Annotated in this window: 30 protein-coding genes and 1 other RNA gene; 17 read left to right on the top strand and 14 right to left on the bottom strand. The window is 63.8% G+C overall.

Features of this window, described 5'->3' with window-relative positions; translation table 11 throughout:
• The first annotated feature begins 75 nt into the window (after positions 1-75).
• Entirely contained in the window at positions 76-306 is a 231-nt protein-coding gene (locus NO347_RS02430) for a SelT/SelW/SelH family protein (protein WP_256288106.1), read from the top strand.
• Between the two features lies 1 nt (position 307).
• Here NO347_RS02430 and NO347_RS02425 read toward each other — a convergent pair whose 3' ends face one another.
• Both NO347_RS02425 and NO347_RS02420 read right to left on the bottom strand, forming a co-directional pair.
• A complete protein-coding gene (locus NO347_RS02425; protein WP_256288105.1) occupies positions 308-703 on the bottom strand; it encodes an OB-fold domain-containing protein in 396 nt (131 codons plus the stop codon).
• Positions 700-1,854 (bottom strand): thiolase family protein, encoded by a 1,155-nt coding sequence (locus NO347_RS02420; protein ID WP_256288104.1) that lies wholly within the window; start codon positions 1,852-1,854, stop codon positions 700-702. Before NO347_RS02420 ends, NO347_RS02425 begins: the two co-directional genes overlap by 4 nt.
• Positions 1,855-1,978: 124 nt before the next feature.
• On the opposite strand from NO347_RS02420, the gene NO347_RS02415 reads away from it, so the two are divergent.
• The 3 genes from NO347_RS02415 (at position 1,979) to NO347_RS02405 (ending at position 4,261) form a co-directional block, all read left to right on the top strand.
• Positions 1,979-2,395 (top strand): DUF7548 family protein, encoded by a 417-nt coding sequence (locus NO347_RS02415; RefSeq protein ID WP_256288103.1) that lies wholly within the window; start codon positions 1,979-1,981, stop codon positions 2,393-2,395.
• A gap of 102 nt (positions 2,396-2,497) precedes the next feature.
• An RNA gene (ffs, locus tag NO347_RS02410) (signal recognition particle sRNA) lies at positions 2,498-2,808 on the top strand.
• A gap of 157 nt (positions 2,809-2,965) precedes the next feature.
• Positions 2,966-4,261 (top strand): MFS transporter, encoded by a 1,296-nt coding sequence (locus NO347_RS02405; RefSeq protein WP_256288102.1) that lies wholly within the window; start codon positions 2,966-2,968, stop codon positions 4,259-4,261.
• Positions 4,262-4,419: 158 nt separating this feature from the next.
• Here the strand turns inward: NO347_RS02405 and NO347_RS02400 are convergent, their stop codons facing one another.
• The 3 genes from NO347_RS02400 to NO347_RS02390 form a co-directional block, all read right to left on the bottom strand.
• A complete protein-coding gene (locus NO347_RS02400; RefSeq protein WP_256288101.1) occupies positions 4,420-5,613 on the bottom strand; it encodes a DUF4382 domain-containing protein in 1,194 nt (397 codons plus the stop codon).
• 131 nt (positions 5,614-5,744) lie between these two features.
• Positions 5,745-6,521 carry a DUF2797 domain-containing protein gene (locus tag NO347_RS02395; protein WP_256288100.1) on the bottom strand — a complete coding sequence of 259 codons (777 nt, stop codon included), beginning with the start codon at positions 6,519-6,521 and terminating at the stop codon, positions 5,745-5,747.
• A 90-nt stretch (positions 6,522-6,611) separates the two neighbouring features.
• The gene (locus tag NO347_RS02390) at positions 6,612-7,556 is read right to left on the bottom strand and encodes an NAD-dependent epimerase/dehydratase family protein (RefSeq protein ID WP_256288099.1); all 945 of its coding nucleotides are present in this window, start codon (positions 7,554-7,556) and stop codon (positions 6,612-6,614) included.
• A gap of 130 nt (positions 7,557-7,686) precedes the next feature.
• On the opposite strand from NO347_RS02390, the gene NO347_RS02385 reads away from it, so the two are divergent.
• The 10 genes from NO347_RS02385 to NO347_RS02340 all read left to right on the top strand — a co-directional run bounded on the left by NO347_RS02385 (position 7,687) and on the right by NO347_RS02340 (position 15,179).
• The gene (locus NO347_RS02385; RefSeq protein WP_256288098.1) at positions 7,687-8,241 is read left to right on the top strand and encodes a tRNA (cytidine(56)-2'-O)-methyltransferase; all 555 of its coding nucleotides are present in this window, start codon (positions 7,687-7,689) and stop codon (positions 8,239-8,241) included.
• A 580-nt stretch (positions 8,242-8,821) separates the two neighbouring features.
• Positions 8,822-9,352 (top strand): transcription factor, encoded by a 531-nt coding sequence (locus tag NO347_RS02380; RefSeq protein ID WP_121568152.1) that lies wholly within the window; start codon positions 8,822-8,824, stop codon positions 9,350-9,352.
• Positions 9,352-10,029, top strand: coding sequence for a DUF2110 family protein (locus NO347_RS02375; protein ID WP_256288097.1), 678 nt, complete (start codon positions 9,352-9,354; stop codon positions 10,027-10,029). Before NO347_RS02380 ends, NO347_RS02375 begins: the two co-directional genes overlap by 1 nt.
• A 42-nt stretch (positions 10,030-10,071) precedes the next feature.
• Complete coding sequence (locus NO347_RS02370; RefSeq protein ID WP_256288096.1) at positions 10,072-10,872, top strand: DUF5803 family protein; 801 nt, start codon at positions 10,072-10,074, stop codon at positions 10,870-10,872.
• Between the two features lie 53 nt (positions 10,873-10,925).
• Positions 10,926-11,639 carry a competence/damage-inducible protein A gene (locus NO347_RS02365; protein ID WP_256288095.1) on the top strand — a complete coding sequence of 238 codons (714 nt, stop codon included), beginning with the start codon at positions 10,926-10,928 and terminating at the stop codon, positions 11,637-11,639.
• Between the two features lie 241 nt (positions 11,640-11,880).
• Complete coding sequence (locus NO347_RS02360; RefSeq protein ID WP_256288094.1) at positions 11,881-12,951, top strand: ATP-NAD kinase family protein; 1,071 nt, start codon at positions 11,881-11,883, stop codon at positions 12,949-12,951.
• A 122-nt stretch (positions 12,952-13,073) separates the two neighbouring features.
• Positions 13,074-14,105: a phosphate signaling complex PhoU family protein gene (locus NO347_RS02355; protein WP_121568147.1), complete on the top strand. Its 1,032-nt coding sequence runs from the start codon at positions 13,074-13,076 to the stop codon at positions 14,103-14,105.
• Between the two features lie 76 nt (positions 14,106-14,181).
• Positions 14,182-14,373, top strand: a complete 192-nt coding sequence (locus tag NO347_RS02350; protein WP_121568146.1) for a DUF7525 family protein — start codon at positions 14,182-14,184, stop codon at positions 14,371-14,373.
• Between the two features lie 68 nt (positions 14,374-14,441).
• On the top strand, positions 14,442-14,666 hold the full coding sequence (locus tag NO347_RS02345; RefSeq protein WP_121568145.1) for a DUF7123 family protein: 225 nt from the start codon (positions 14,442-14,444) through the stop codon (positions 14,664-14,666).
• Between the two features lie 81 nt (positions 14,667-14,747).
• Positions 14,748-15,179 carry an SRPBCC family protein gene (locus tag NO347_RS02340; RefSeq protein ID WP_256288093.1) on the top strand — a complete coding sequence of 144 codons (432 nt, stop codon included), beginning with the start codon at positions 14,748-14,750 and terminating at the stop codon, positions 15,177-15,179.
• A 359-nt stretch (positions 15,180-15,538) separates the two neighbouring features.
• On the opposite strand, the gene NO347_RS02335 is transcribed toward NO347_RS02340, so the two are convergent.
• The 8 genes from NO347_RS02335 to NO347_RS02300 form a co-directional block, all read right to left on the bottom strand.
• Positions 15,539-16,342 (bottom strand): RIO1 family regulatory kinase/ATPase domain-containing protein, encoded by an 804-nt coding sequence (locus NO347_RS02335; protein WP_256288092.1) that lies wholly within the window; start codon positions 16,340-16,342, stop codon positions 15,539-15,541.
• 205 nt (positions 16,343-16,547) lie between these two features.
• Positions 16,548-16,997 (bottom strand): universal stress protein, encoded by a 450-nt coding sequence (locus NO347_RS02330; protein WP_256288091.1) that lies wholly within the window; start codon positions 16,995-16,997, stop codon positions 16,548-16,550.
• Between the two features lie 87 nt (positions 16,998-17,084).
• Complete coding sequence (locus NO347_RS02325) at positions 17,085-18,149, bottom strand: actin-like salactin (RefSeq protein WP_256288090.1); 1,065 nt, start codon at positions 18,147-18,149, stop codon at positions 17,085-17,087.
• A gap of 74 nt (positions 18,150-18,223) precedes the next feature.
• The gene (locus NO347_RS17250; protein WP_256288418.1) at positions 18,224-18,763 is read right to left on the bottom strand and encodes a FlaD/FlaE family flagellar protein; all 540 of its coding nucleotides are present in this window, start codon (positions 18,761-18,763) and stop codon (positions 18,224-18,226) included.
• A gap of 795 nt (positions 18,764-19,558) precedes the next feature.
• Positions 19,559-20,125: a chemotaxis protein CheD gene (locus NO347_RS02315; RefSeq protein WP_256288089.1), complete on the bottom strand. Its 567-nt coding sequence runs from the start codon at positions 20,123-20,125 to the stop codon at positions 19,559-19,561.
• Between the two features lie 100 nt (positions 20,126-20,225).
• Entirely contained in the window at positions 20,226-21,467 is a 1,242-nt protein-coding gene (locus tag NO347_RS02310) for a chemotaxis protein CheC (RefSeq protein ID WP_256288088.1), read from the bottom strand.
• Complete coding sequence (cheY, locus tag NO347_RS02305) at positions 21,464-21,832, bottom strand: chemotaxis protein CheY (RefSeq protein ID WP_121568137.1); 369 nt, start codon at positions 21,830-21,832, stop codon at positions 21,464-21,466. The genes NO347_RS02310 and cheY overlap by 4 nt, the downstream gene beginning before the upstream one ends.
• A 72-nt stretch (positions 21,833-21,904) precedes the next feature.
• Positions 21,905-22,456 (bottom strand): DUF7500 family protein, encoded by a 552-nt coding sequence (locus NO347_RS02300; RefSeq protein WP_256288087.1) that lies wholly within the window; start codon positions 22,454-22,456, stop codon positions 21,905-21,907.
• 158 nt (positions 22,457-22,614) lie between these two features.
• Here NO347_RS02300 and NO347_RS02295 point away from each other — a divergent pair, with 158 nt between their 5' ends.
• The 3 genes from NO347_RS02295 to NO347_RS02285 all read left to right on the top strand — a co-directional run bounded on the left by NO347_RS02295 (position 22,615) and on the right by NO347_RS02285 (position 24,547).
• A complete protein-coding gene (locus NO347_RS02295; RefSeq protein WP_121568135.1) occupies positions 22,615-22,953 on the top strand; it encodes an ArsR/SmtB family transcription factor in 339 nt (112 codons plus the stop codon).
• A 338-nt stretch (positions 22,954-23,291) separates the two neighbouring features.
• The gene (locus NO347_RS02290) at positions 23,292-23,927 is read left to right on the top strand and encodes an archaellin/type IV pilin N-terminal domain-containing protein (RefSeq protein ID WP_256288086.1); all 636 of its coding nucleotides are present in this window, start codon (positions 23,292-23,294) and stop codon (positions 23,925-23,927) included.
• Positions 23,928-23,938: 11 nt separating this feature from the next.
• Positions 23,939-24,547 carry an archaellin/type IV pilin N-terminal domain-containing protein gene (locus tag NO347_RS02285; RefSeq protein ID WP_256288085.1) on the top strand — a complete coding sequence of 203 codons (609 nt, stop codon included), beginning with the start codon at positions 23,939-23,941 and terminating at the stop codon, positions 24,545-24,547.
• Between the two features lie 133 nt (positions 24,548-24,680).
• Here the strand turns inward: NO347_RS02285 and NO347_RS02280 are convergent, their stop codons facing one another.
• A complete protein-coding gene (locus NO347_RS02280; RefSeq protein ID WP_256288084.1) occupies positions 24,681-25,430 on the bottom strand; it encodes an RAD55 family ATPase in 750 nt (249 codons plus the stop codon).
• Positions 25,431-25,453: the final 23 nt, after the last annotated feature.

Genomic DNA, 25,453 nt, shown 5'->3' with positions numbered 1-25,453 from the left:
CAAAAGTCTGACTCCGAGACGGAACGTCGGTCACGACGCGCTTAACACGGCACAGAGCCAACGCTCCGAAGACAGATGTCCGCTATCGAAATCGAATACTGCGTTCCCTGTGGATTCCTCGAACGCGCCGAGAAGATCCAGCACGCGCTACTCGAACAGTTCGGCGACCGGCTCGATCGCGTGGCACTGGTGACCGGAGACCACGGCGTTCTTACTGTTGCGGTCGACGACGAGATCGTCTGGGATAAAGCCGAAGACGACTACGACGTCGACGAGATCACCCGTCGCGTCCGCGACGCGATATAAGTTACTCTGTGGGCTCGAACCGAAATCCGTCCCACTCCTGGCTCGCCGGTTCGCGGATGCCCTTCTCGGGATCGCGGAGTTCCGCGCAGTAGACCGGACGGACCTCGTCGCCGATCTCGACCTCCTCGGTCGTCACCTGACCGATGGCACGAACGGGCTCGCCGTCGACGTCGAACTCGACGATCGCGAGCGTGTTCGGCTGTCGGACGCCGGGTGGCGTCGCCGTCGACGTCGTCCACGTGACGACCTCGGCGACGTACTCGCTCAGGTCGACCGTTCCGGTCGGTTCCTCGCCGCCGGGCCCGAACGGGTGTCCGGGGTACGTGATGCTCCCATCGGGGTAGCGGTACGCTTCCATCGTCTGTTCGTCGTCGCCGGTGTCTGACTCGTCGCTCATAGCTGTCCCTCCAGGATCGTCGTCGTCACGCAGTTTCCGAACCCACCGACGTTGCAGGCGAGGCCGGTCTCGGCGTCGACCTGCCGGGCGCCGGCGTCACCGATGACTTGCTGGTAGATCTCGTACACCTGTGCCACCCCGGATGCGCCGAGGGGATGGCCCTTCGACTTCAGTCCGCCCGAGGTGTTGATCGGGAGCTCGCCGTCGCGGTCGGTGACGCCCTCTTCGACGGCCTTCCACCCTTCGCCCTTCTCGAAGAAGCCGAGGTCCTCCGACTGGAGGAACTCCAGGATGGTGAACATATCGTGGAGTTCCGCGACGTCGACGTCGTCGGGGTCGGCGTCGGCCATCTCGTAGGCCTGTTCTGCGGAGTTGACGACGCCGCCCATCGTCGTCGGATCCGCGCGCTCGTGAACGACGTGGGTGTCCGTCGCGCCGCCGATCCCGGAGACGACCGCATACTCGTCGGCGTACTCGCGGGCGACCGACTCGGGGCAGAACAGCAATCCCGCCGAACCATCAGTGATCGGACAGAAGTCGTAGAGCCGAAGCGGGTCGGCGACGATCGGCGACTCCAAGACGGTGTCGAGGTCGACTTCCTTCTGGAACTGCGCGTGGGGGTTGTCGACGCCGTTCTTGTGGTTCTTCACTGCGACCTTGCCGAGCGACTCCCGCGGCGCGTCGTACTTGTCGAGGTAGTGGCGTGCCGTCAGTCCCGCAAAGGAGGGGAGCGTGACGCCGTGTTTGTACTCGACGGGGTGCGTCAGCGACGCGATGACGTCCGTCGCCTCCGCGGTCGATCGATGCGTCATCTTCTCGCCGCCGACGAGAAGCGTCATCTCCGAGGCGCCGGAGGCGACCGACTGCCAGGCCGCGTACACGCCCGCGCCGCCGGACGACGACGTCTGATCGATCCGGGCGGTGTAGGCGGGGACCGCCGAGAGGTCGTGTGCGAGGGCATTCGGGACGCCAGTCTGCCCTTCGAACTCTCCGCTCGCCATATTCGAGACGTACAGGTGATCGACGGCGTCCGCCGAGACGCCAGCGTCCTCGAGGCAGGCGCTGCCCGCCTCGGCGAGCAGCCCGCGGATCCACTCCTCGCGCTGCCCGAACTGGGTCATCGACGCGCCGATGATCGCTACGCGCTCCATAGTCGAGAACGAGGGGGTGGTGGCTTACCGGTTTCCCTTCCGGGAGACGAGCGGGCCGGGGAGTCTCGACTTCCGGTAGGTCTCGAAGCGCTTACACGCGAGCCAACCGACACGTGAGACGAGTATGAATCTCAGATCCGTCGCCCCGACGATCGGTGCGGTCGTGTGTCTCCTCCTCGCGGGCGTCGTCTTCGCGCCCGCCCTGTTGATCACAGCACCTGACGTGGGCGTCGCCGAGTACTACGCCGCCGGCCCCCTCGGCGTCTCGATCGTCGGCGTCCTCGCGCTCCTCAATATCGTCGTCTTTCTGGCCGGCGCACAGGAGCGCTCGGACCCGCAAACGCTCGGCGGCGTCGCGCTCGTCTCCGCGCTGGCGATGGTGCTGTTCTCGTTGCTGTGGGCGCTGTCGATCGATTCGACGCTGCTCTTCAGTTTCCCTGCGGAGTACGCCTGGATCGAGAACCACCGGTGGATCGTCGTCACGGGAACCTCCGTCGTCGCCGTCACTGCGGGAAGCTACGCCCGAGCCGTACTCCGTTGAGCGGGCACGGCGATACGGGCGGGGCGGGATTGCCCCCGACGGCGTCCGGCGATCGGCGACTCTGTGAGTCGAAAGCCCCTTATGTGGCCCCGGTCTACGTGTCGATGGACTAGGTCGGGCAGCTAGGCCCTGCTCTCCACCCGCAACTTTGGCCTTTAGCGGGGACCGAACCCGGGGGCGTCCGGTCAGACCGACACGGGCCCCGGAAGCCAACGTAGAAACCTCGTCCTTCGGGGACGGCGGTTCGTGAACGCCGGCCGCAGGGTCGGTCTGCCACGATTCGTCGCTGGCACCCCGTCAGGCGCGGAAGCGAGCAGCGAACCAGTGAACGTTCGTCGCTCGGAGGATCGCGGGGTGGAGGAGGCAACCGGGATTCCCCGTGCCGGAACGCCGGGCAATCTCGCTGTCCACCATTCATACCGTTTTCACGTTCGCGAGCGACGGCGCTGTGTCCGGTGAGTAGACGACGCGCGACCCCCTCGGCCTCGACTACGTCACCCGGCAACACACCCCTGTGGCTCCCCGAATAGTGCCGTTTAATTCCGTCGACGGCGGCGATTCGAACACGCAATGACAGGACACGCCAGCGGAGCGCTCGGACTCCTGCGCGACCGGGAGTTCGCCGCGCTGTCCGGGGTCGCCTTCGCCCGGAGTCAGGCCTACTCGACGATCCTGATCGCGCTGGCGCTCTACGCCGACCAGTTCGGGACGACCGGCATCGTCGAGGGGCTGTTCGGCACGGCCTTCGCTATCGCGCAGTTGCTCGTCGTCCTCCCGCTCGGCCGGAAAGTCGACACGGGCAACGCCAAGCACTTCCTGCTCGCCGGCCTGGCGATCAACGTCGCCGTCTTCGTCGGCTTCGCGCTAGTCGAGAACTCGGTGCACGTGATCCTGATCCGAATCCTCCAGGGGCTCGGCGCCAGCCTGCTTTGGATCACCGGCTCGGCCGTCGTCGGCGAGATCAGCCCCGAGGACGGCAGCGGTCGCTGGCTCGGCGCGTACAATCAGGTCGGTGCCTTCTCCAGTCTCGCCGGCGACGTCATCGGTGGCTATCTGCTCTACACCTACGATTTCGTCTGGGCGTACGCGGCGCTGACGGCGATCACGTTCCTCGCGCTCGTCCTCGTGTGGCGCTACCTCCGCGACAACCCTGGCGGACAGAAAGACCCCGACGAGGCGACCGGCATGGAGACGTTCCGATCCCTGCTGAGCCGGCCGATGATCCGCGCGCTCGTGATTTTCCGGGTCGGCTTCTCGGTCGGCAAGATGGCCGTCATCATCTTCCTGCCGATCTTCGCGCGAACCGAGTTCGGGATCAACGCCTTCGCCATCGGGTGGATCCTCGCCGGCGGGAAGCTAACGAAGTCGATCTTCCAGGGGTATATGGGCGATCTGACCGACCGGATCGGCCGGCGATACTGGTTCGTCGCCGTCGGCGCGCTCCTGTACGGACTCGGGACGGCACTCATCCCGTTCGCACTCGTGTTCGAGGGGGCGATCCAGCCGGTTCGCTTCGACGCGTTCGGCCGGACGCAGGTGCTCGGTGGGGCGTTCTTCGCGCTCTTCGCTGCCTACGGCATTCTCGGTATCGCCGACAGTGTCCGGCTACCTGCGAGTATGGCGCTGTTCGTCGAAGAGGGTGAGACGCTCGATTCGGTGGCGTCGAGTATGTCGCTCCGGTCGATCGCCTGGAAGGTCGGCCAGGTCACGGGGCCGGTCCTCGTCGGCGGGATCAAGGACGCCGTCTCGACGACTGCGGCGTTTCTCACCGCCGCGGCGTTCATCGGCGTCGCGACGGGCATCTTCGTCATTACCTACCTGCGGACGCGGGAGACGCCGGTCGCGACGCCCGCGGCTGGAGACTGATAGGGAGTGTCGTAACTGTTCGGAGATTCTCGCTGTACCGTCCGGCGAGAAATCTATGGAGACGTACGTTAATCCCTATGAGCACGAGAAAATAGGTGTGAAGAAGCAGAACGCGGGAGATGCCGCTGTGTGGGTGCCGCTCTGTGATCGTCGCGGCGTTAGCTCGTCGCGGTCGACGTTCCGCCGTCGCTACTCGATTGCGTCGTCGACTGCGTCTCTCGGGACGACTCCGTCTCGAACTCGACTGTCAGTTCGGTTTCGGCGTCGCCGCGGGTGATCGTCACTTCGAGTTCCTCGGCATCGCCGGGAACCGAAACCGTGGCCGTACCGTCGGCGTCAGTCTCCCCGACTCGGTCGTCGTCGACGGCGACCGTCGCGTTCGCGACGGCGGAGCCGTTCTGCGTGACGCTGACCGTCGCGTTCTCTCCCTGCGTGACGTTGCCGACGAAACTAGCGTTCAACGCGGCAGTCGCTTCCGCGGACTGTTCGCTCGCGTCGCCTCGTTCGTCGTCAGCATCGTTCTCGCCCTTCTCGCCGTCCTCGTCGTCTTTATCCTCATCGACCGGGTCGATCTCGACATCCGTCCCGGACTCGGAGATGACCGGCTTGAGGATGTACTTCCCGCTCTGGCCGGCCTTCACTGCCGTGATGTCGAAGACGAAGTCGACCGACTCGCCGTTACCGACGGTGAACTCCGAGTTCAACTGAAGCTTCCCGCTCGGGAGTTTCACGCGCTGGTCGCTGCCGTCTTTCAGCGTCCCGTTCACTTCGGAGACGTAGACGAAGACCTTCTCGTAGGTGCCGTTCTGGACGTCGAACGACGAGAGCTTCGTCGCGTTTGCGCCCTGCAGGCGCGTCAGATCGACGGTCCGGCTGTCGACTTCGTATTCGACCCACTCGCCCTCGCCGTCCTCGGCGTCACTCTCGACGTCGTCGTCCGATTCAGTCTCTGTCTCGGGCGATTCGGTCTGGGTTTCGGTCGTCGTCTCAGTGACGTTCTCGGCGCCGGTCGCGGTGTCGTCGCTCTCGTTCGTCTCGTCACCGCTCTCCTTGGTGTCGTCCGAATCCTCATCGTCAGCATCGTCAGTATCGTCGCCATCGTCGTCGGCCGGGTTCAGGCCGACTCTGGTAATCGTGACGTTGAGGTGTTCGAAGTCACTGATCGCGTTCTGTTCGTCGCTGACGTAGAGATTCAGCGTGCCGCTGTCTGTCGCGCCGGTCGTCGACTGTGCCGCGGTCGTCGTCGATCCGTCAGTTGCAGTCCCGTCTTGCGAGCCGGTGATCCCGCCGGAACAGCCGGCGAGGAGCACCAGCGCCGCGACGAGGACGCTCGCGATTGTGGTTCGGTTCATTGCACCCGGTTCGAGACCCCGAACGACCATTTATACTGCAGGTACTGATCCCGGATTCACCCGAATTTGATCCGTTTAATTCGGGTACGGCGTCGGGGGGTTTTCCGAACCGAATCGGCCGGTGGCACGGGTCACCCCCACGCGCCGAGACTCGCTTGGACATCGCGCGTCGTCGCCTCCGCCGTCGCCTCGTAGCCGACGAGGTCGCGGAGGTCGACTGCGTACGTGCTCCCGGCGTGATCGAGCACGAGGAGGCGGCCCTGAACGCCGCGGACAGTTCCGGTGGCGATCGTCTCGGCGACGGGGCGATCGCGAAGGTCGAGTCCGTACGCGAAGTCGAAGCGGTCGGCGTCGTCGACGTCGTACTCCGCGAGCAGTGCGTCCCAGGCGTCGCCATCGACATCGCGGTGGAGTCCCGCGCGCTTCGTCGGCACGCGGACCCGATCCGGGATTTCGGCGGCGATCTCGGCCTCGCGCTCTCGCGCGATCCGACCGTCCGGGACTGTCTGGAGGAGCGCGCCGCGATCTGCGCCCTGCTCGCGGAGTCGCGTCTCCAGCCGCCACGCCTTCGTCACGCCGACCTTGAACACGTCCGGCGCGAAGGCCGCGAGGTAGATCGCGTGTTCCTCGACGCAGTCCATCTCGTCTTTCAGGCACGTCCCGGTGCACTTCGCACAGACCCACGTCGAGCGGTGCTGCGGGCAGTACGGCGCCGTCGGATTCGAACAGGGGATGTGACCCTCGTCGGTGAGGGTGCCAGCGCAGTGACGCTCGCCGAGGGTGTACGCGAGTTCGGTGCCAGGATCGAGCGAGACGAATTCGACGTCGTATGGAGCGTCGGCGTCCGTGCCGGTCGCGTGGCTCACGAAGAGTCCTGGCTGGTCCGTGTCGTAGCCGACGAACTGCACGGGGCGACGTAATCGATGCGGGGTGAAAGTGGTGCCGTTCCAGGGTGGGGGCTCTGTGAGTCGCCGGGTCGCCGCTTTCTCTCGCGCTCGCTACGCCTCGGATTCGGCGCGCAGTTCCTCGTAGAGTTCCTCGGCGGCGCGGCGGACGGCGTCGTCGCTGGAGGCGTCGGCTTCCCAGCCGAGCCCCGAGAGCTTCTCGACGGAGAGCCGCATCCGCGGGACGTCGCCCTCCCAACCGCGGTCGCCGCCGGTGTACGCGTAGTCGGGGTCGAGATCCATCACGTCGGCGACGATGTCTGCGATGCGGTTCACGGAGGTCGTGGTTCGCGTTCCCAGATTGTAGGTGTTCATCGCGGCGTCGGCGTGCTCGACGACGTGGCAGATGGCGTCGACGCACTCGGTGACGTGGAGGTAGGACTTCTCCTGGCGACCGTCCCCGAGAATTTCGAGCGTCTCGGGGTCCGCAAGCAGTTTCTCGATGAAGTCCGGGACGACGTTGCCGCGCTGGTGCGGCCCGACGATGTTCGCGAAGCGGAAGCACCACACGGTGAAGTCTTTCGCGTGAGCGTACGTCGAGAGCAGCCCCTCGTCGGCGAGTTTCGACGCGCCGTAGACGCTGATCGGTTCGAGGGGTGCGAAGTCCTCGGGCGTCGGCCGCGGCGCTTCGCCGTACACGGTCGACGAGGAGGTAAAGGCAATGTCCGAGACGCCGACCTCCGCCATCCGTTCGAGGACGTTGTAGGTCATCTCGGTGTTCTCCTCGAAGAGCTTCCGCGGGTCGGCGAAGTTCGTGTCCGTGTAGGCTGCCAGGTGGAAGACGAGGTCGACGTCGGCGGTGATGACGTCCGCGACGTCGTCTGGGGACGTCATATCCGCCTCGACGAACTCGACGCCCGCAGGGACGCGGTCTCGCGTGCCTTTCGAGAGGTCGTCGGCGACGACGACGTCGTTGTCGTCGCGGAGTCGGTTCGCGAGGTGCGAGCCGACGAGGCCTGCGCCGCCGGTGACGACGATTCGCTTCTCGGAGAGGTCCATACTCGTGATGCAGTAGACAGCGGTAAGTGCGTTCTCCTTTTCGGGGTCGCGGACACCGGCGATCGTATGGCGTCGACGAGCGCGTACGCCATCCGAAGCGCCTTAGCGCCCGCACCGTCTCGATTCGGCTATGCAAGACGAATCCGAAGTGGCCGTGCTCCGCTACGGCCACCGGCCCGGTCGAGACGACCGGATGACGACGCACGTTGGCCTCACGGCGCGAGCGCTCGGCGCGGACCGAGTGATCTTCCCCGGCAACGCCGGCCAATCGGAGGAGACCGTCCAAGACATCACCGGGCGGTTCGGCGGCCCCTTCGACGTCGAACTGACGGATCAGCTGGACGCGACGATCCGCGAGTGGGACGGGCACGTCGTCCACCTCACGATGTACGGCGAGCGCGTCCAGGACGTCGAAGGAGACATCCGAGAGGCGCACCGGGAAGCGCCACTCCTGATCGTCGTCGGTGGCGAGAAGGTCCCCTTCGAGGTGTACGAACACGCCGACTGGAACGTCGGCGTCACCAACCAACCGCACTCGGAAGTCGCGGGACTGGCCGTCTTCCTCGACCGGCTCTTCGAGGGTCGCGAACTCGAACAGGAGTGGCCCGACGCAGACCGTCGGGTGCTCCCACAGGAGCGCGGCAAGCGCGTCGTCGACGCCGAGGAACTCGAAGAGAGATCGTGAACGGCAGCGGTCGGCGACGACTCGCTAAGCGGGATACAACGGCGTCGAAGAGAAATGCGCGAGAACGGCGGTGTAGACCCGGACGGGAGACGTTTTCCCCGACCCACACGGCCATCTAGCTTCGACACGCCGACTTTATCCGGAATCTCACCGGCGCTTGCCGAAGCGTTAGCCGGGTTCCCACCGGCATTGTCGACGTGCCGTCGCCGAATTTCACGAAGTCCGCTTGCGCGTACTCCGATAGTTGGCCTTGTCCCTCGGCCGCCCGGGCGGTCGAGCGTTCGGGACGGTGCGGTCCTCCTTCGGAACCGAAACCTCGTCGTCTTGTGACGGACTCTTCGGTTGTGGCTCCTAGCTCGTTTCGTCTCACCAGCGTCCAGGCGATCTGAAACGAGTCGTCCAGTGTGTCCCCGCCTTCTCGCGGGAATTATACTTACGAGGTACATAATAATAAATCATTCTGAATAGTTTTCGAGGTGTTGTCATAATTCTAAGTAGTGGCTGTATGGAAACATACCGGAGCAGACGAGCGTCCCGGCTTCCGCAACTTTAAAACGACTGAGCGGCGCAACTGTGTACAATGGCTTTTGAGGAGCTGCTGAACGACCCTGTCATCCAGAAATACCTCCACGAGCTGGTGGGACCGACGGGGATGCCGGTGGCCGCGGCCCCGCCTGACGGCGAGGTAACCGACGAGGAACTCGCCGAGGAACTGGGCCTCGAGCTCAACGACGTTCGACGGGCGCTCTTCATCCTCTATGAGAACGATCTGGCGTCCTATCGCCGGGTCCGCGACGAGGACTCCGGGTGGCTCACCTATCTCTGGACGTTCCACTACGAGAACATTCCGGAAAACCTCCAAGAGGAGATGCACCGCCTTCTCGACGCCCTCGAAGAACGCCTGGAGTACGAACGGACCCACGAGTTCTACCTCTCGGAACCGGCGGGGATCCGCTTCGAGTTCTCCGAGGCGATGGAGCAGGGCTTTCAGTGCCCCGAGACCGGCGCACCGCTGGAACCGATGGAGAACGACGAGATGGTCGACTCGATGGAGCGACGGATCGAGGAGCTTCGCGACGAACTCAACGTCGACGTAGGTCGAGACGACTGATGGTCGCGCTCGCAACCAAATGCTACGTCGATGGCGACGCCCGCGAGCGAGCCCTCGACAGTTTCAATTCGCTCGTCGGCAACGAGATCGGCGAGCTATCGGTCGAGTGGACGGTCGACGTGCGCGAAGACGACTTCCTCGACGTCGACCTCGACGGCGAGGACGCGACTGTCGCCGCCAACCTCCTCGCCGAGTCGTGGGGCGAGATCGCTCCCGACCACGAGGACGGAGAGACCTACGTCGGAACGCTCGAATCGTGGGACGAAGACGGCTGGGTGCTCGATGTCGGCAACGGAAACAGCGTCCGGATTCCGGCCGACGAACTCGGCCTTGGAACCGGGTCGCCTTCGCAGATCCGGGATCGATTCGGCGTCGTCCAGCACACGCCGCTGCGGTTCGTCTACGGCGAGACGCCACGGCTCGCGGACGCCGAGCGCGACCGGCTGTACGACTGGACTCGCGAGGACGGCAGCGGGCGAGTGAACGTCAACAGCGCGACGCGCGGCGAAGTCCGCGCGACGGTCAACCGCGCCGGCCACGCGGCCGACATCGTTACTGTCGAGCGCCTCGGCCTCCTCGAACAGAGCATCGTCTGCCCCGAGAGCACCGACCCGCCAGGGCTGCTCGCCAGCATCGGCTCGTACCTCCCGTCGGAGCTGAAGTGCGTTCTGACGTGAGGTCGACTCCTCTCCGAACGCTATGACCCACTTTCGCACCATATGAACCGTCGACTCCTCCTCGCGGCCGGCAGTCTCGCCTTGCTCGCAGTGATGAGCGGCTGTCTCGGCTTCGGAACCGGACCAGTGCCCGCCGAACGACTCGACAGCGAACCGGCCGCCGCCTACGAGTGGGAGACGAACCGGACAGTGCACGTCACGGTGCAGGCAAACACCCAGTTCCGGGCCGTGATGGAGACGAACAGTTCGACTATCGAACTGTTCAGACGCGACGGCTTCGGCGGAACGAATCCGCTATCCGTCCAATCGGTACGCTATCGCTATCCGAACGGAACAGTCGTGAACGGCACAGAGATCCGCGAAAACGGCGGGGAGATCCGCCGCACGCGGGACGAAATGATCGTCTCACTGCCGGAAGACGCACCGGCTAGCGGCGGTAAGCTCGCGTACACCAGCAGCGGAACGCCGAAGCGGTTCACGCTGCCCACCTACGTGGACGGTACCTACGAGGTGGTGTTGCCGCCGGACCGCCGGATCGACTTCCCCGTCTTCGGGAAAGTCTCGCCCGGCAATTACGACGCGACCATCGACGACAGCAGCCGCGTCCACATCGTCTGGCAGGAAGCGGTGACGGTCGAGACCATCTCGGTGCAGTACTACCTCCAGCGTGACTTGTACGTCTTCGGCGGGATCGTCGCCTTGGTCGGTGCCATCGGCATCGGCGGGCTGCTCTACTACCGGCGACAGATCGAGCGCTTGCGACGCCGACGGATGGAGATGGGCGTCGACGTCGAGACCGACGACGACGAGTTCGACGACGGGCCGCCGCCGGGAATGCGCTGAGACCGACGGCCCGCTGCCGAGTCGCTTTTGTCCATCTCAGGCATATCACGGGTATGCGAGTCGCAATCGTCACCGTCGGAGACGAGATCCTCTCCGGTGACACAGTAAACACGAACGCCGCGTGGCTGTGCGAACAGTTGAACGACCGCGGCGTCGACGTCGGGCGTATCACGACCGTTCCGGACGTCGTCGCCGACATCGCCCGCGTCGTCAACGAGTACCGCGCCGAGTACGACGCCGTCATCGTCACCGGCGGCCTCGGTCCCACACACGACGACGTGACAGTCGACGGCGTCGCCGCCGCCGTCGGACGCAGCGTCGAACCGCACGAGACCGCCCACGAGTGGTTGACCGAGCACGGCGGGTACGCCGCGGAGGACCTCGTCGGCGGGACCACCGACCTGCCAGCGGGGGCGCGAATGCTGCCGAACGAGGCGGGCGTCGCGCCCGGCGCGGTCGTCGAGGGCATCTACGTCTTCCCGGGCGTGCCCACCGAGATGAAATCGATGTTCGAGGCCGTCGCCGACGAGTTCTCCGGCGAGGCCACCTACACGACGGTCGTCGACGTCGACGAACCCGAGAGTGAACTGATCGACCGATTCGAGGCGATCCGAGAACGCTTCGACGTCACTGTCGGGAGTTACCCTGGCGACTCGGTCCGTGTGAAACTCACCGCGACGGACGAAGCTGTCGCCGACGAAGCGCGCCACTGGCTCAGCGAGCGCGTCGAACTCGTCGACGGAGCAGTGGACCGAGAACAGGCGTAGGCGTCGGCGCGAACGCTACCGGTAGAGGTAGTAGAGCCAGCCGACAACCATCGCGACACTCAACAGGAGAATGACCGCGCCGGTCTCCGCGATCGGGAAGGGTTCGCCAGTGACTTCGAGTGGGAGCATACGCCTCAGTTCCGAGGCGCACTTCTTAAACGTTCAGTAATCCGGCTCGTCCCCTCGCCAGCCACGTCCGAGCACCGGCGGACTTTTGCTCGCAACGCCGTTCGGTTCGCGTATGCGTCTCGGTTTCGTCGTCAACCCCATCGCGGGAATGGGCGGTCGCGTCGGTCTCAAGGGTACCGACGGCAAAGTCGAAGAAGCGCGCCAGTTGGGGGCCGAGCCTCGCGCTCCCGACCGCGCCCGTCGGGCGCTCGTCGCGCTCCACGAGCAGGGTGGCGACGACGTCGAACTGCTCACGTGGGGCGGGGAAATGGGGGCCGACGTCGCCCGTGCGGCCGGCTTCGAGCCGGAAGTCCTGGGCTCTCCTGCGGACACGGAAACCGGCGCCGACGACACGGCTCGGGCCGTGGCGGCGTTCCTCGACGCCGACGTGGATCTCGTCCTCTTCGTCGGCGGTGACGGGACCGCCGCGGACGTCGCCGACGCCGTCGAAGGGACTGACACGCCGATCCTGGGCGTGCCCGCCGGCGTGAAGGTGTACTCCTCTGTGTTCGCCGTCTCGCCCGAAGACGCCGCACACGTCGTGCGGACGTTCGAGCGGACCGAGCGCCGCGAGGTGATGGACATCGACGAAGACGAGTACCGCGAGGGCGAGGTGCATCCCGAACTCCGCGCGGTGCCGTACGTCCCCGTCGCCGAGGAACTCCAGTCGTCGAAACAGCTCGGCGGCGGCAACGTCGAAGCGCTCGTGGCGGGCATCGTCGACGACATCGAGGCGAGCGAGAAGACGTTCGTGCTGGGACCGGGGAGCACCGTCGGCGCGATCAAAGAGGCACTCGGCTTCGAGGGCTCGCCGCTGGGCGTCGACGTCTGGCGGGACGGCGAAGTGCTCGCCCTCGACGCGACCGAATCGGAGATCCTGGCTGCGCTCGATCCCGACGGCGAAAACGTCGTCGTCGTCTCGCCTATCGGCGGCCAAGGGTTCGTCTTCGGCCGGGGCAACCCACAGCTCTCACCCGACGTGATCCGACAGTGCGACGTCGAGGTCGTGGCCTCGCGCGCGAAACTGGATACGATCGGCGAACTCCGCGTCGACACCGACGATCCGGAACTCGACGAGGAACTCCGCGGGTGGACGAAGGTCCGGGTCGGACGTGTCGAACGGCGGATGATGCGGATCGCCTAGAGCGGGGCTGTCCGTACACCCCTGGTGGTGGGGAGCCAGCCATTTCAACACATCCTAACAAATACATATCTGTATAAGTGGCATATAGTGAAGATTAAGGCCGCTGGAGACCAGGGTATGGTATGGAGACGCGTAAGGTTCAGCGGCTCGGTCCCTCCACGCTGGCAATGACGTTACCGGCGGAGTGGGCGAAAGAACACAACGTCGACAAGGGTGATGAGGTTTCTCTACGGATGGGTGGGAAAGGAACGCTGACGGTACTGCCGGAGTCTGCGAGTCAGGAAGATTCCTCGGCGACGATTCGCGCGGACAATCTCGACGCCGACTCGCTCGAACGGGCAATCGTCGCGCAGTACGTGCTCGGACGGCGCGTGATCCACATCGAAAAGAGCGACGGCGCACTCGACTCCGAACACATCAACGCCGTCTACAAGGCGGAGACGCAGCTGATGGGTCTAGGCGTCATCGAGGAGACGCCGGACCGCATCGCGATCCGCTGTTCGGTCGATCCCGAGGACTTCACGCTCGACAATCTGCTCGAACGCCTCGAAAACACCGGCAGCACGATGCGCGGTGAGGCGGTCAAAGCGCTGGCACACGGCAACACGGACCTCGCCCAGCGCGCGTTAAACCGCGAGCGACAGGCGAACAAGATCTTCGTCCTCCTGCTACGTCTCATCTTCACGGCCTACCAGAACCCGAACCTCGCGCGGGCCGTCGGACTGGAGTCGGGCTTCCCCCTGATCGGTTATCGCTCGGTGGCGAAGAACCTCGAACTGACTGCGGACAACGCCGAGGACATCGCCAACATCGCGATGGACGCCGAGGGCCACACGCTCGACGTCGACTCGAAGACGATGCGGCGGATCCGCGAGTTCACCGACCAGGTCGACGAACTCACGCGGACGGCAGTGCAGTCAGTCGTCGAGCGCGACTACGACAAGACCGTCGAGTGCCGCACCCTGTTCCGTCAACTTCGAGACCGCGAACAGGAGATACTCGACGACCTCCCCGAGATGGACAACGAGGAACTACTCCAGATCCGGGAGGTCCTCGTCAGCCTCCAGCAGACCGCGCAGTACGCGATGCGGAATGCGGAGATCTCAGCGAACCTCGCGCTGAACGAGGAGTCCGAACACGTGACGATTGGGTAGTCGAAGCCGACCGGTGAGTATGCGACGCCGCCTCCCAATTCGTATGAACTAAGTCGAGACCGGGAAACGTTCGGGTATGGAGACCGCATCCGCCAGTTCTGACAAGGGAATCGGCCTGACCGTCCTCTTTTCGATCGTCGCGATTCTCGGAGTCGTCGGGATGTTCGCCGCGGGACTGACCGGGGATCAGCTCGTCGCCGCCGTGGGCTTCGCCGTCGCCACGATCGCCGCCTCGCTCGCGGTGTCTGCGACGCACCTGTTCGGGTGACTTCCGGACGCTACGATAGCCCGCTGACGAGAAACCGTTAAGACCGAACCGTCCGTACACGGAGTCAAATGAGTGACTTCACCGAGGAGGAAAAACGGATCGTCTCGTACCTCCGCGAGAGCGTGTCCGCCGGCGAGCGGTACTTCCGGGCGAAGAACATCGCCGACGCCATCGGGCTCTCGGCCAAGCAGGTCGGGGTTCGACTGCCGCGCCTCGCGGAGAAGTCCGACGACGTCGAGATCGAAAAGTGGGGTCGGGCCCGCTCGACGACCTGGCGCGTCACCCGTAGCTGAACACTGCCCGGCACAGCCCGTCGCCGTCCGCGCGAACGCGCATTTCAGGGCCTTTTTTGTCTCTCCACCCTACGTGACGGTATGACGGTTCGTGTCCGGCGGGTGTTCGAGTTCGACGCCCCGCCCGAGGCCGTGTGGGACTTCATCGCTGACCCCTCCAAGCGAGCCGACGCGATCAGCGTCGTCGAGCGCTACGAGGTCGACGAGGGGACCGGCGCAGCGACGTGGCACGTTCGGCTGCCGATTCCGCTCGTGAAGTCGACCGCCCGCGTCGAGACCGAAGACGTCGAGCGCGACCCGCCGCGATACGTCAAGTTCGTCGGGAAGTCCTCGGTGCTGCGCGTCACGGGCGAACACACCGTCGAGTCCACGGACAGCCACACGCGACTCGTGAACGAGTTCGTCGTCGACGGCCGCGTGCCGGGCGTCGAACGGTTCTTCAAGCGGAACCTCGACGAGGAGTTAGAGAACCTCGAACGCGCGCTCAGTCGCGCGGTCGAATCCGAATCCTGAAACCGACAGACTACAGGAGAGTCGCCCCGGAGCCGGTGGGTTTATTCACGTCCCGCTGCTACGCTCTTTCGCCGACGAACGACGCTTTTCTCGTCGCAGTCGGCACAGATCCGCCGCACGCCGCCGCAGTGTTCGGGGTCCGCTGCGGCCCACCGCGTCCAGCGCTCCCTCTTCCCGGAGAGGGGGTAGCTGTTCGCTCCGCTCCCGCCTCCGCCTTCGCATCCACTCACCTCTCGCTCTCACCCACCGCTTCACTTCCTACCGTTCCACTTCCTGTCGCCCTACTGCCCCATCCTGTCGGTCGAGCCTCGACGCTCCTGAGCCGTGACCTCGCTCGGAGCACCGCCTCCCGTACCTCGCTACGGGGAGGAGGCGCGCTTTTCGATCTCGCCTTTCAGCACCGCGGCGTCGAAGTCGTGATCCGGACGGATGTTGACGAAGTCGAGAAAGCGCGCCGCGTCGAGTAGTTCGTCCGTCGAAAACGCTTCGAGCGCGGCGTCGACCGCGCGTTTCGCCCCGATCAGCGGTTCGAGCGCGCCGAGCGCGCAGGCGACGTCGTAGGCCTTCGCGTCCCGCGCGCCCTCCTCGCTGACGTTCGTCGCGTCGATGAAGTAGATCTCACCGTCGCGGATGAGGACGTTCTCCGCGCGGAGGTCGCCGTGGAGGAGTTCGTGTTCGTGCATCGCGTGCAACGCCTCGAACAGCGTCGGGGCGAGGTCGGCCTCTGCGTCCTCGTCCAACTCGTCGAGCGTCCGGAAGTCGGGGAGGTACTCCAAGACGAGCACGCCGAGGCCGTCGACCTCGAAGGCCTCGACCGGTTCGGGCGCGTTGAGGCCGATGTCGCGCATCCGCCGCGTCGCGTCGAGTTCGTGTTGTGCCATCTCGACCGGCGTCGCGAAGTGCTCGAAGAACCCTTCGGTACCCGACGAGAAGGCACCCAGGTTTCGCCCGGTCGTAAAGAGCGCGTGGACGATCGAGTTCTGTCGCGAGATGACCTTCACGAACCACTGATCGTCGACGACCATCGGCGTCGAGAGCCAGTTGTCGGCGTCTAGAAACCGCACGTGGACCTCCTCACGATCGTAGCGATCGCGGATTTCGCGGGCGACGGCCTCCAGTCGAGACCACTCGATACGCCCGCGAAGGAGGCGGCGGAGTTCCATATGCTTCCAGTCGGTCTCCGGGCGTATATAAAGTCGCCTTCGCGTCACGCGGCGGATACCCCGCCGGACATATCGTGAGCGGACGGCGGCCCGGTCGGGCGTATCATTAGCGGACAGTGGTCTGCTGGACGTGATCACGCGTCGGGAGCGCGGCGTGGTCGGAGCCGGCGCGGTCGGAGGCGACGCGCGGGTAGTTTGCTCTCCGCTATTCCTCTTCTTCCTCGTGTGAGCGGACGGTCAACACGGGGACGTCGGAGCGACGAACGGTCCGCTCGGTCACGCTACCGAGCAGGTAGCGTTCGAGGCCGGTGCGGCCGTGCGTCCCCATCACGATGAGGTCGCAGTCGTTTTCGGATGCGTAGTCGACGACGACGTCGTCGGGTACGCCGGGTTCGATTGCGGTGACGACATCGGCGACGCCGGCGTCCTTCGCACGGTCGGCGACGTCGGAGACCACTGATTCCGCTCGCTCGCGGAGCGTCTGTTCCACCTGTTGCGGGCTGATGGCCGGCGCGCTGTGGCTTACGTCTCTGGCATCGACGACCGAGAGGACGTGCAGCTCGGCGTCGTACTGGTCGGCGAGGTTGATCGCGTGCTCGACTGCGAGGTCGGCACAGTCGCTGCCGTCGGTCGGGACAAGGATACGGTCGTACATACGTTGTCGTACTCGGAGTGACAATTAGACGTTTTGGATGGCTGCCACCGCGTGAGAATGTGTGGGAGCGTCCGGACGGCGACGCCGTTACTCGATCAGTCGCTCGGCGATCCGGCGCGCGCCTTCGGCCGGGGCGAGGTCGGGTCGGTCGGCGGAGATACATTCGACGTCGCGGTCGAGTTCAGCCGAGAGGCGCTTCTCGAAGACGTCGACGATGCCGGGGATGCAGGCCATCCCACCGGTGAGAACGATCGGCTTCGAGAGCGCGAGCTGGTACGGCTTCATATGGTCGTTCGCCAACTGCGCGAGGAAGTTGTTCGCGACCTCATCGACGGCGTTGTCGACGTAGTCGTCCAGCGGCTCCATCACCGAGCGCTCGATGGTAAACTCGTGGGCGCCACCACCGGGCTGCTGGATGACATCCGTGAACGGCTCGAACTCCTCGAAGTCACCGTGCTCCTCTTTGTACTCGCGGGCGGTCGTCAGATCGACGTTGACGCGACCTTGGGTCTCCTCCTCAACGGCGTTGGCGATCCGCCGGTCGACCTCGTTACCGGTGACGGCCCCGGAGACGAACGGCGAGAGCTGTTCGCCGTGGCGGTACGCGGAGGCTTCGAGGTTCGTCGAGCCCATATTCACGGCGACGAACACCTCGTCGATAGCGCGGAGGTCCTCGCCGAAGGCCGGAATCGCTCCGCAGAGCGACTCGGGGAAACTTCGGACCAAGGCGTCGCCGACTGGGCTCTCCTCGATGACACTGTTGAGGTTCGCCAGCCCCGGTTCGTTGTCGATCGTCGGAATCGCGTAGACGACGGCGCTGTCGGCGTCGAGTCCTTCGGATGCGACGACTTCGGCGAAGAACTTCGAGGCGAGTTCCGCGCGGTCCTCGTCTTCCGGAAGCCCCGAGCGGAGCATATACTGCACCTCGTCGGGGTACTCCTGTGCGGCCTGTTCGCCGAAGAGCACGCGCTCCTCACCGGTGAGCGCGTCCTCGTACGTCGCGAGACACGTCAACGTCCGGATCGTTTCCACTTCGTCGTCGCGGACGTACTGGAGGACGGTCCGCGTGCTTCCGAGTTTGACGCCGACCGGCGTCGGTCCCGATTCGGCTGCCCCAGCCTCGTCGAAGGAGGCGTCTTCACTGTCTGCCATAGGCAAGTGGAAACAGAACGAGCAGAAAGTACTGTTGGTATATGGGTTGACACGAGCCGCGGCAGAATACGGCTCTACGTCATCGACGCCAGTCGTGCGATGTAGACCAGGCTCAGATGATGGTCGTCGACGTCGTATTCGGTCGTATTGGTGACCTCACCGGAGAACCCGACCAGATAGTCTTGCAGTTCGGATTCGACGTCTTCGGTCAGCCACTCCACGGTGTGGTAGTACCGGAGCGCGTCCATTGTCCGCTTGAAGCCGCCTTTGAGGACGAGGAACTCGAGCCAGTCGAAGACGAGTCGCTCCGCGGCGTACGCGTCGGGGAGCGAGCCGAGATAGGGCTTCGAGAGCCCTTCTGCCGCGGCGGTCTCGTGGACGAGCAGTTGTTCGAGTTGGTTCTGTCGGAGGGCCTCGCCAGCCCGCCCCCGGGGCCGTTCGCGGATCTCGGTGTCGAACTGGAACCGTCCGACGTCGTCGGCACCGAACTCGGGTTCTGTGGCGACTCGTGAACGCGAATCCGTGCGCCGCCGGTCGTCGCGGCGACGGTCGGGGTCGCGCCCGCGACGCGAACCGTCCTGCGCGCCGACACCGAAGCCGAGGTCGCGAGCGATCTGATCCGCGAGGACGACCTCGTCGTGACCCTCCGCGTGATCCGAGTCGCCACGTCGCGGCGGCGTGACGTCCTCGCGCGGACGCACAGAGACCTCACCGCGCTCGCCGTCTGCGTCTCGGTCGTCCGTCTGCTCGGTGGCGTCGCGCCGGCGAGTACCCTCGTGGTCACGACTGCCAGCGTTCCGTTCCTCGTCGCGCCGGCGGATGTCGTTTTCCCGTGCCCCGCGACGGTCGGTATCGCGGTCTCGGCGGCTCTCAGTTCGACCGTTCAGTCGTCGCTCGTCGCTACGCTCACGCGCTGCGCGGTCGGAGATGCGTTCGTTCTGCCGCCGGTCGTCGCGATTCGCCCGATCGTCGCGACTCGACCGGTCGTCACTCCGGCGCTTCCCCGACCGACGCCGGTCCGTACGACTGCGGCGGCGTCGCTCCGACGGCATTCGGTCGTCGTCGTGGTCCGATTCCTCGGTGGGCTGTTCGTCCTCCGAACGGCGCGCGCCCCGCCGTTCGTCCGCGATTCGTCTGAGTTCTCGGAGGTCGTAATCGTCGGGATCGATGGTCATTGCCTGTCTCTCGTCCCGCGGCGAAATCGCCGCGTCGGTCGTACCTCGACGGTCTGCAGGCGCGTGCATAAACGTGCCCCCGAAATTATCAGCGAAGATACTGCGACTATGTGTGACGAACCAGTACGTACTGGGAGACTGGGACCCGGCGGGTCATAGGGATTATCGTAACTGTTCGGAGATTCTCGCCGTACCGTCCGGCGAGACATCTATGAGGACTTACGATAATCTCTATCAGATGACGTGATTTTCGCCGTGTGCCCGCCGGATGGAGAGTTCGCCAGTCGTGGCATCGAACGACAGCGAACGACCGTAGTCGCCACCCACATCTGTCGCGACGAGGGGAACGTCGTACGTTTCGAGCGTTGTCTTCGCGGCGACGACGTTGCGCTCACCGACGCCGCCGTCTCCGGAACTGAACTCGAACATCGCACTCCCCCCGGCGAGACGTGCTTCGATACGTGAGCGGTCAGCACCCGTCTCCTCCATCGAATGCAGGAGCCCCGGAATAGCGGTGTTGACGTACTTGGCCCCGGCTGGCCGGTCGTCTGTGGGCTCGTCTCCGGTCGCATCGCCTGCCCCGCCATCGCCGTCCTGCTCGTCGCTAGCATACGGTAACATCGCGTGCGCGAGGCCAGCGACGCCGGCGTCGACGTCAGCCAGCGCGATCCCGACACAGGAGCCGAGCCCGCTCGTCACGAGCGTCGATCCGGCCTCGGCGACGGCGTAGTCGGCGACGCCGACTTTGATTCGCTTGGACGACGATTGGTCGGTCGATCGGTCACTCGAGTATACTTTCATTGGTTCGTTCGGGGCGTGACGAAGCAGCGCCGAAGGCACGTTCGTCAGCTGAGGTGATCATTTCGGCGCACGTGGTCGTGACACGGTCATTCGCCGGCTGTCAGTTCGCTTCGGGCGCGAGCTGGTCGAAGGCTGCGCGCAGTTCTCGTTCGTCGGGGAGCGCGTAGATGTCGCAGGTGAACGTCTCGTCCGGCGTGGCGATCGCCGAATCGATGAGGAACGCATAATCTTGCGTCCGCGCGAGCTCTGTCACCAGCGGGTCCACGATCGCCGAGGCGATGTCGTCGACGTAGGTCGGCGGGGAGATTTCGATCGTCGTCTCCAAGGAGTTGGCCCAGCCGTCGAGGAATCCGGACGTGACTATGTTGCCGATCTCTTGCAGCGCGCTCTTTCGCATCTCTGGGTCCGCGTCCATCCCAGGCATCAGCGCGTCTGCGACGCTTTCGGCCGATTCCGGGTCGAACAGAATCGCGATGTATCCCGATGGCGTGCCCGAGAACTCGAGGACGACACCTCGTCTGGCCTCGTCTGTGAGTTCCATCGGCACCCCCTCGACCGGAACGAAGCTCAGTCGACTCACGTCGACGTTGGTGTCGATCCCGGTCATCGCCGTCAGGTCCTCCGAGGCTTGTCCCGCGCCTTCGGAGATCATCTGGGAGAACGAGGTGAACGTCTCGACGGGGATCGCGTCGTCGGCGTCACCCGCGGCGTCGACGATCGTCTCGACGGAGTCCTGCGTCGGCAGCATATAGATGTAAAAGCCCGCCTCCTCGTCGACCGTTTCGAGGTGGTTCCGGAACGCGAGCACGTGATTGGAGTCGATTTCGGCGCCAAAATCGGCGTCGTCGTGGACTTCCGCGCCGAATTGGCCGTCGGTGTCGAACTCGGAGTCGTCGACGACGTCCTGCAGCGACTGGCCGGCGTCCAACTCGACGTACGTCGGCGTCGTGATGTCGATGCCGTCGCCGAGGAAGTCAGCCCAGCCGTCGATGAACCCCCCGAGCATAATGTTCCCGAGTTCCTTCAGGCCGCTCGTCGCCAGGTCACTGTCCGGGTCGTCAGAAGCACCAGGAACGAGTGCGTCGACGAGGGAGATGGCACGGTCGCGGTCGAACGCGAGAACCGTCTGGCCCTCGATCGCCCCCGAAAACCCGATGTGGACGGTGACGAGGTCGCGCTCCCGAAACTCGCGTTCGACGTCCGCTCGCGTCGCCATTTCGACTTTTGTGACGGCCACGCGGGCGTCGAAGCCAGTCAGCGTCGTGAGCGATCCGGCCGCTTCTTCCGCCCCGGAGTGGGCGAGACGACTGAACGTCCGAAGCGACTGGACGTCGAGGTTCATGCTTCGACGCCCACCACGTCGTCGATAGCCTGGAGCACGTTCGGCTTCTGGAAGGGCTTCGTGATGTAACCGTCCGCGCCGGCTTCGACGGCTTCACGCATTTTCTCCTCCTGTCCGACGGACGTGCACATAATCACCGACGAGTCGGGGTCGATCGATTTGATCTCCGACGTCGCCTCGATGCCGTTTCGGATCGGCATCACGACGTCCATCGTGACCACGTCGGGATCGAGTTCGCGGTACAGTTCGACCGCTTCAACCCCGTTTTCGGCTTCGCCGACGACCTCGTGATCGTCTTCGAGCAACTGCTTCAGCAGATTCCGCATAAACGCCGAATCGTCCACAACCAGTACGGTGCGTGCCATATCTTCACTTCCGAGAAACGCTGTATAAACGCATCGTCCCCATTATCAGCGCTGATACGGCTCTTGCCACGCTCACTCTTCGTCCGGCGGGATCTGAAGGCCATCGTCGGGGAGTGAACCGACGAGGTCTCCGATCGAGTCATCGAGCGTGAGGTCGTGCTCTTTCAGGAGCGACGCGAGCGCCTTCTTCGGATACGAGACGCGCGTCTCGGAGGCGAGAAGGAGAATGCCGAGCGCTCGCTTTTCGGAGGCTGTGGTGTCGATCTGTTCGACGTACCACGACGCTAGCTCGCCGAAGGCGTCGACGACGTCGTCCGAGAAGTGCTCGTGGTGGTCGACCTCGCCTTCGAATGCCGCGGTGAGCGCGAACCCGTACTCCGAATCCTGCTCGGAGAGGTACCGAGCCATCTGCTGGCGGGCGAGCGCTCCGAGGTCCGCAGACGCGTCTTCACCGTCGTTCTCGTCCACTGACGGCGAATTGTCGTTGTCGGTCGCGACCACGTATCGACCGTCTGAGATCTCTGCGACCCGTTCGGAGGCGGTGTAGTCGAGTTCGTCGGGTCTGACGACGCCCTCCTCGTCGCGCACGGGTCGCCGCGCGTCGTTCGGAGGGTCGGGAGCCATACCTCGTGGTGCCGTCGGCGCGATAATAAGCCCATCGCAGGCGAAAGTCAGTCGACAGCCACGAGGCGGGCGGTCCTCAAATCTGATATTCAGTATCGAATTCGAAATCGCGCGGACCGTCACATTCAGGTAAGTCCGGTTAGAACGTGGCGCTATCTATGGAGTCCGACAGGACGCTCGCAGCGCTCGGAAACGAGTACAACCCGGACATCTTACGTGCTGCCGACGAAGCTCACTCCGCACAGGAATTCAGTGAAATGCTCGACATCCCGATCGCGACGTGTTATCGCCGCATCGAGGAGCTCACGGGTGCCGGGCTGCTCGAACTACACGACCGCGTCCTCTCGGACGAACACCGCCGGACCAACGTCTATCGCCGCGACGTCGACGAGATAGTCATCAGTTTCGACGAGAACGAACTCAACGTGCAGGTGACCGAGCGCCCCGAAGTGAAGAACAAACTCGACGACGTCTGGCGGAAGATTTCTCAGGAGTAAGCTGGCTGGCGGCGTGTAGCGAGTCGGGGCCAGCGTAGGCCCCAACGCTCACAACCGGAGCGCGAAGTCCGAATCGCAGACACAATTTTTCTAGTTCGCTGACTCGTTATTGGGGATCGCTGTCGGACTCGGAGGTAGGGATTCTCACTCTTGATTTTTCCAATCGTGAGACAGAAGTTTTCGTATGCGGCCTGAAACTACCGAAATTCGGCTTCAAGATACAATATCATCTCTGATATCTGGGTCCATACCATTATGTGCAGACCGCTGATTGCTTGATTTGACGGTCCTCACCTCCGGCGGGGAGGCGAGGGGGCCAGACTGGAGACAACATACATATGTTCGAACAAGACGACGCCGACCGTGGTCAGGTCGGTATCGGTACGCTCATCGTGTTCATCGCGATGGTGCTGGTCGCAGCGATCGCGGCGGGCGTCCTCGTGAACACGGCCGGCTTCCTCCAAGCGACCGCGGAGGATGCGGGCCAAGAGAGCGTCGACAAGGTGACGAATAGGCTCGACGTGGTGAGTACGCACGGGATGGTCAACGACAGTGACCCGAAGACCATCGACAATCTGAACCTCACCGTCCGGATGGCGGCGGGTTCGGGGAGTGTTAATCTCAATACGACGACGATCAAGTACCTCAGCGGAACGACGGCAGAAACGCTCACTCTGAACGACACTGCAAGTAGTGCCGGAAGCGCGAGCTTCGACAACACCACAGATGACGAGTTCATAGCGACCTCGCTCGACGGCACCGACAATTCGTTCCCGGTACTCGACGAGCAGTCCGATCGATACGAGATTCGGATCAACACTTCGATAGTTGAGGGAACCACTGCCAACGGGACGCAGACGGGCGATACGGTTAAGCTGGACATAACTACGCAGAGTGGCGGGACCTCACAGGTCATCCTGACGATGCCCCAACAGCTCGCGGGCAACGAGGACGGCGACCCGGTCCCCCTCTAAAGTGATTACTAATGTTTGAAATATTCAACAAAGACGAACGCGGTCAGGTTGGTATCGGTACGCTCATCGTGTTCATCGCGATGGTGCTAGTCGCAGCGATCGCGGCGGGCGTCCTCGTGAACACGGCCGGCTTCCTCCAAGCGACCGCAGAGGATGCGGGTCAAGAGAGCGTCAACAAGGTGACGAACCGTGTGGAAGTTGTGAACACGCACGGTGTCGTCCTAGATGACGAAATTTCGCGAATCAATATGACGGTTCGTCTGGCGGCTGGATCAGGTGCCGTCGATATGAACGAAACGTCGATAAAGTACTTGAGCGATGAAAGCGTCCAGACGTTGACAAACGGTACTGCAATTGGTAGGGACGGTACTAGCTCTACCGAATTCGGCTTGGACGAAATCACTGACGACGACGGGTCGTTCGGAGTTCTCAATAGTAACACCGACCGGTACACAGTGACCATTAATACGACCGACGTCGAGACGGATGGTAACGGTCTCAGCACCGGTGAATCGCTCAATCTCGAGATCACCAGTCGGACTGGCGGTACGACGCAAGTCATGTTGACGATGCCGCAGCAGCTTGCAGGTAAGAGCAACGGCGATCCGGTCGAGCTCTAAATCTCGCGTATACCCTCGACTGTAGCTGATTTCTTTACTATTTGGGATTGACTGCGGAAAGATAGACTATTCAGCGATAGCTATCAGATGTAGATAACCCACAGAAGACACAATAAGGTAGAGACCAGCAGGTCTATTCCAAATTCCCCTCTTCCTCACCGAACCACGGCGGCGAATCACCCACCATCGAAAAACCAGCAGCCTGCTCGTAGATTTTGATCCCACCCTCGTCGATCTCTAACGGGAACATCGAATTTTTGATCGCCTGCTTACGCATCTTCGCGACCCAGATATACCGATTCGACGTCGAACCGGCGGGCGATTGGATCAGATAGATATTCCCATCGGTCAGGAAGTTCTCCAGACCGATTTCGGTATCAGGGAACACCGCCGACTGCTCCATAGTCAGAATCGACGTCAATCCGCTGTCTTTCAGAATGTCGATGAACTTGAGCAGATACTGGCGCTTCTCTTGTTCGCTCTCGAAGAAGAGCTGGAACATCGTCAGCGAGTCGAGGACGAGCCGGTCGTACTGCGTATCCTGCAGATCGTCGAGAATCGTATCGAGCGTCGAAGAGAAGTCACCGCTGCGGAGGAGTGTCCGCTTGTCGTAGATTTTGATTCGGCCGGCGTCGACGAACTCGTCCCACTTCTCGAAGCCGATCGATTCTGCCGCCTGGCTGATGTCGTCTGCAGACTCCTCGAATGTGAGGTAGATCCCGCCTTCATCGTACATATCAACGCCGTTGTAGAGGTACTGGAGGCCGAGAATGCTCTTGCCAGTCCCAGGGTTGCCACTGACAAGTACCGCCGCGTTCCTGACGATTCCTCCGTTGAGTATGGAGTCGAGTCCCTCGATCCCGGTTTTGACGAATTCTGGCATACGTGTGGTCACGTCCTTGAAAG

The sequence above is a fragment of the Halobellus inordinatus genome (assembly GCF_024464655.1).
GTDB classification, from domain to species: Archaea; Halobacteriota; Halobacteria; order Halobacteriales; family Haloferacaceae; genus Haloquadratum; species Haloquadratum inordinatus.
Note: the sequence above shows the minus strand (reverse complement) of the source record. Positions and strands in the feature narration are given on the sequence as shown.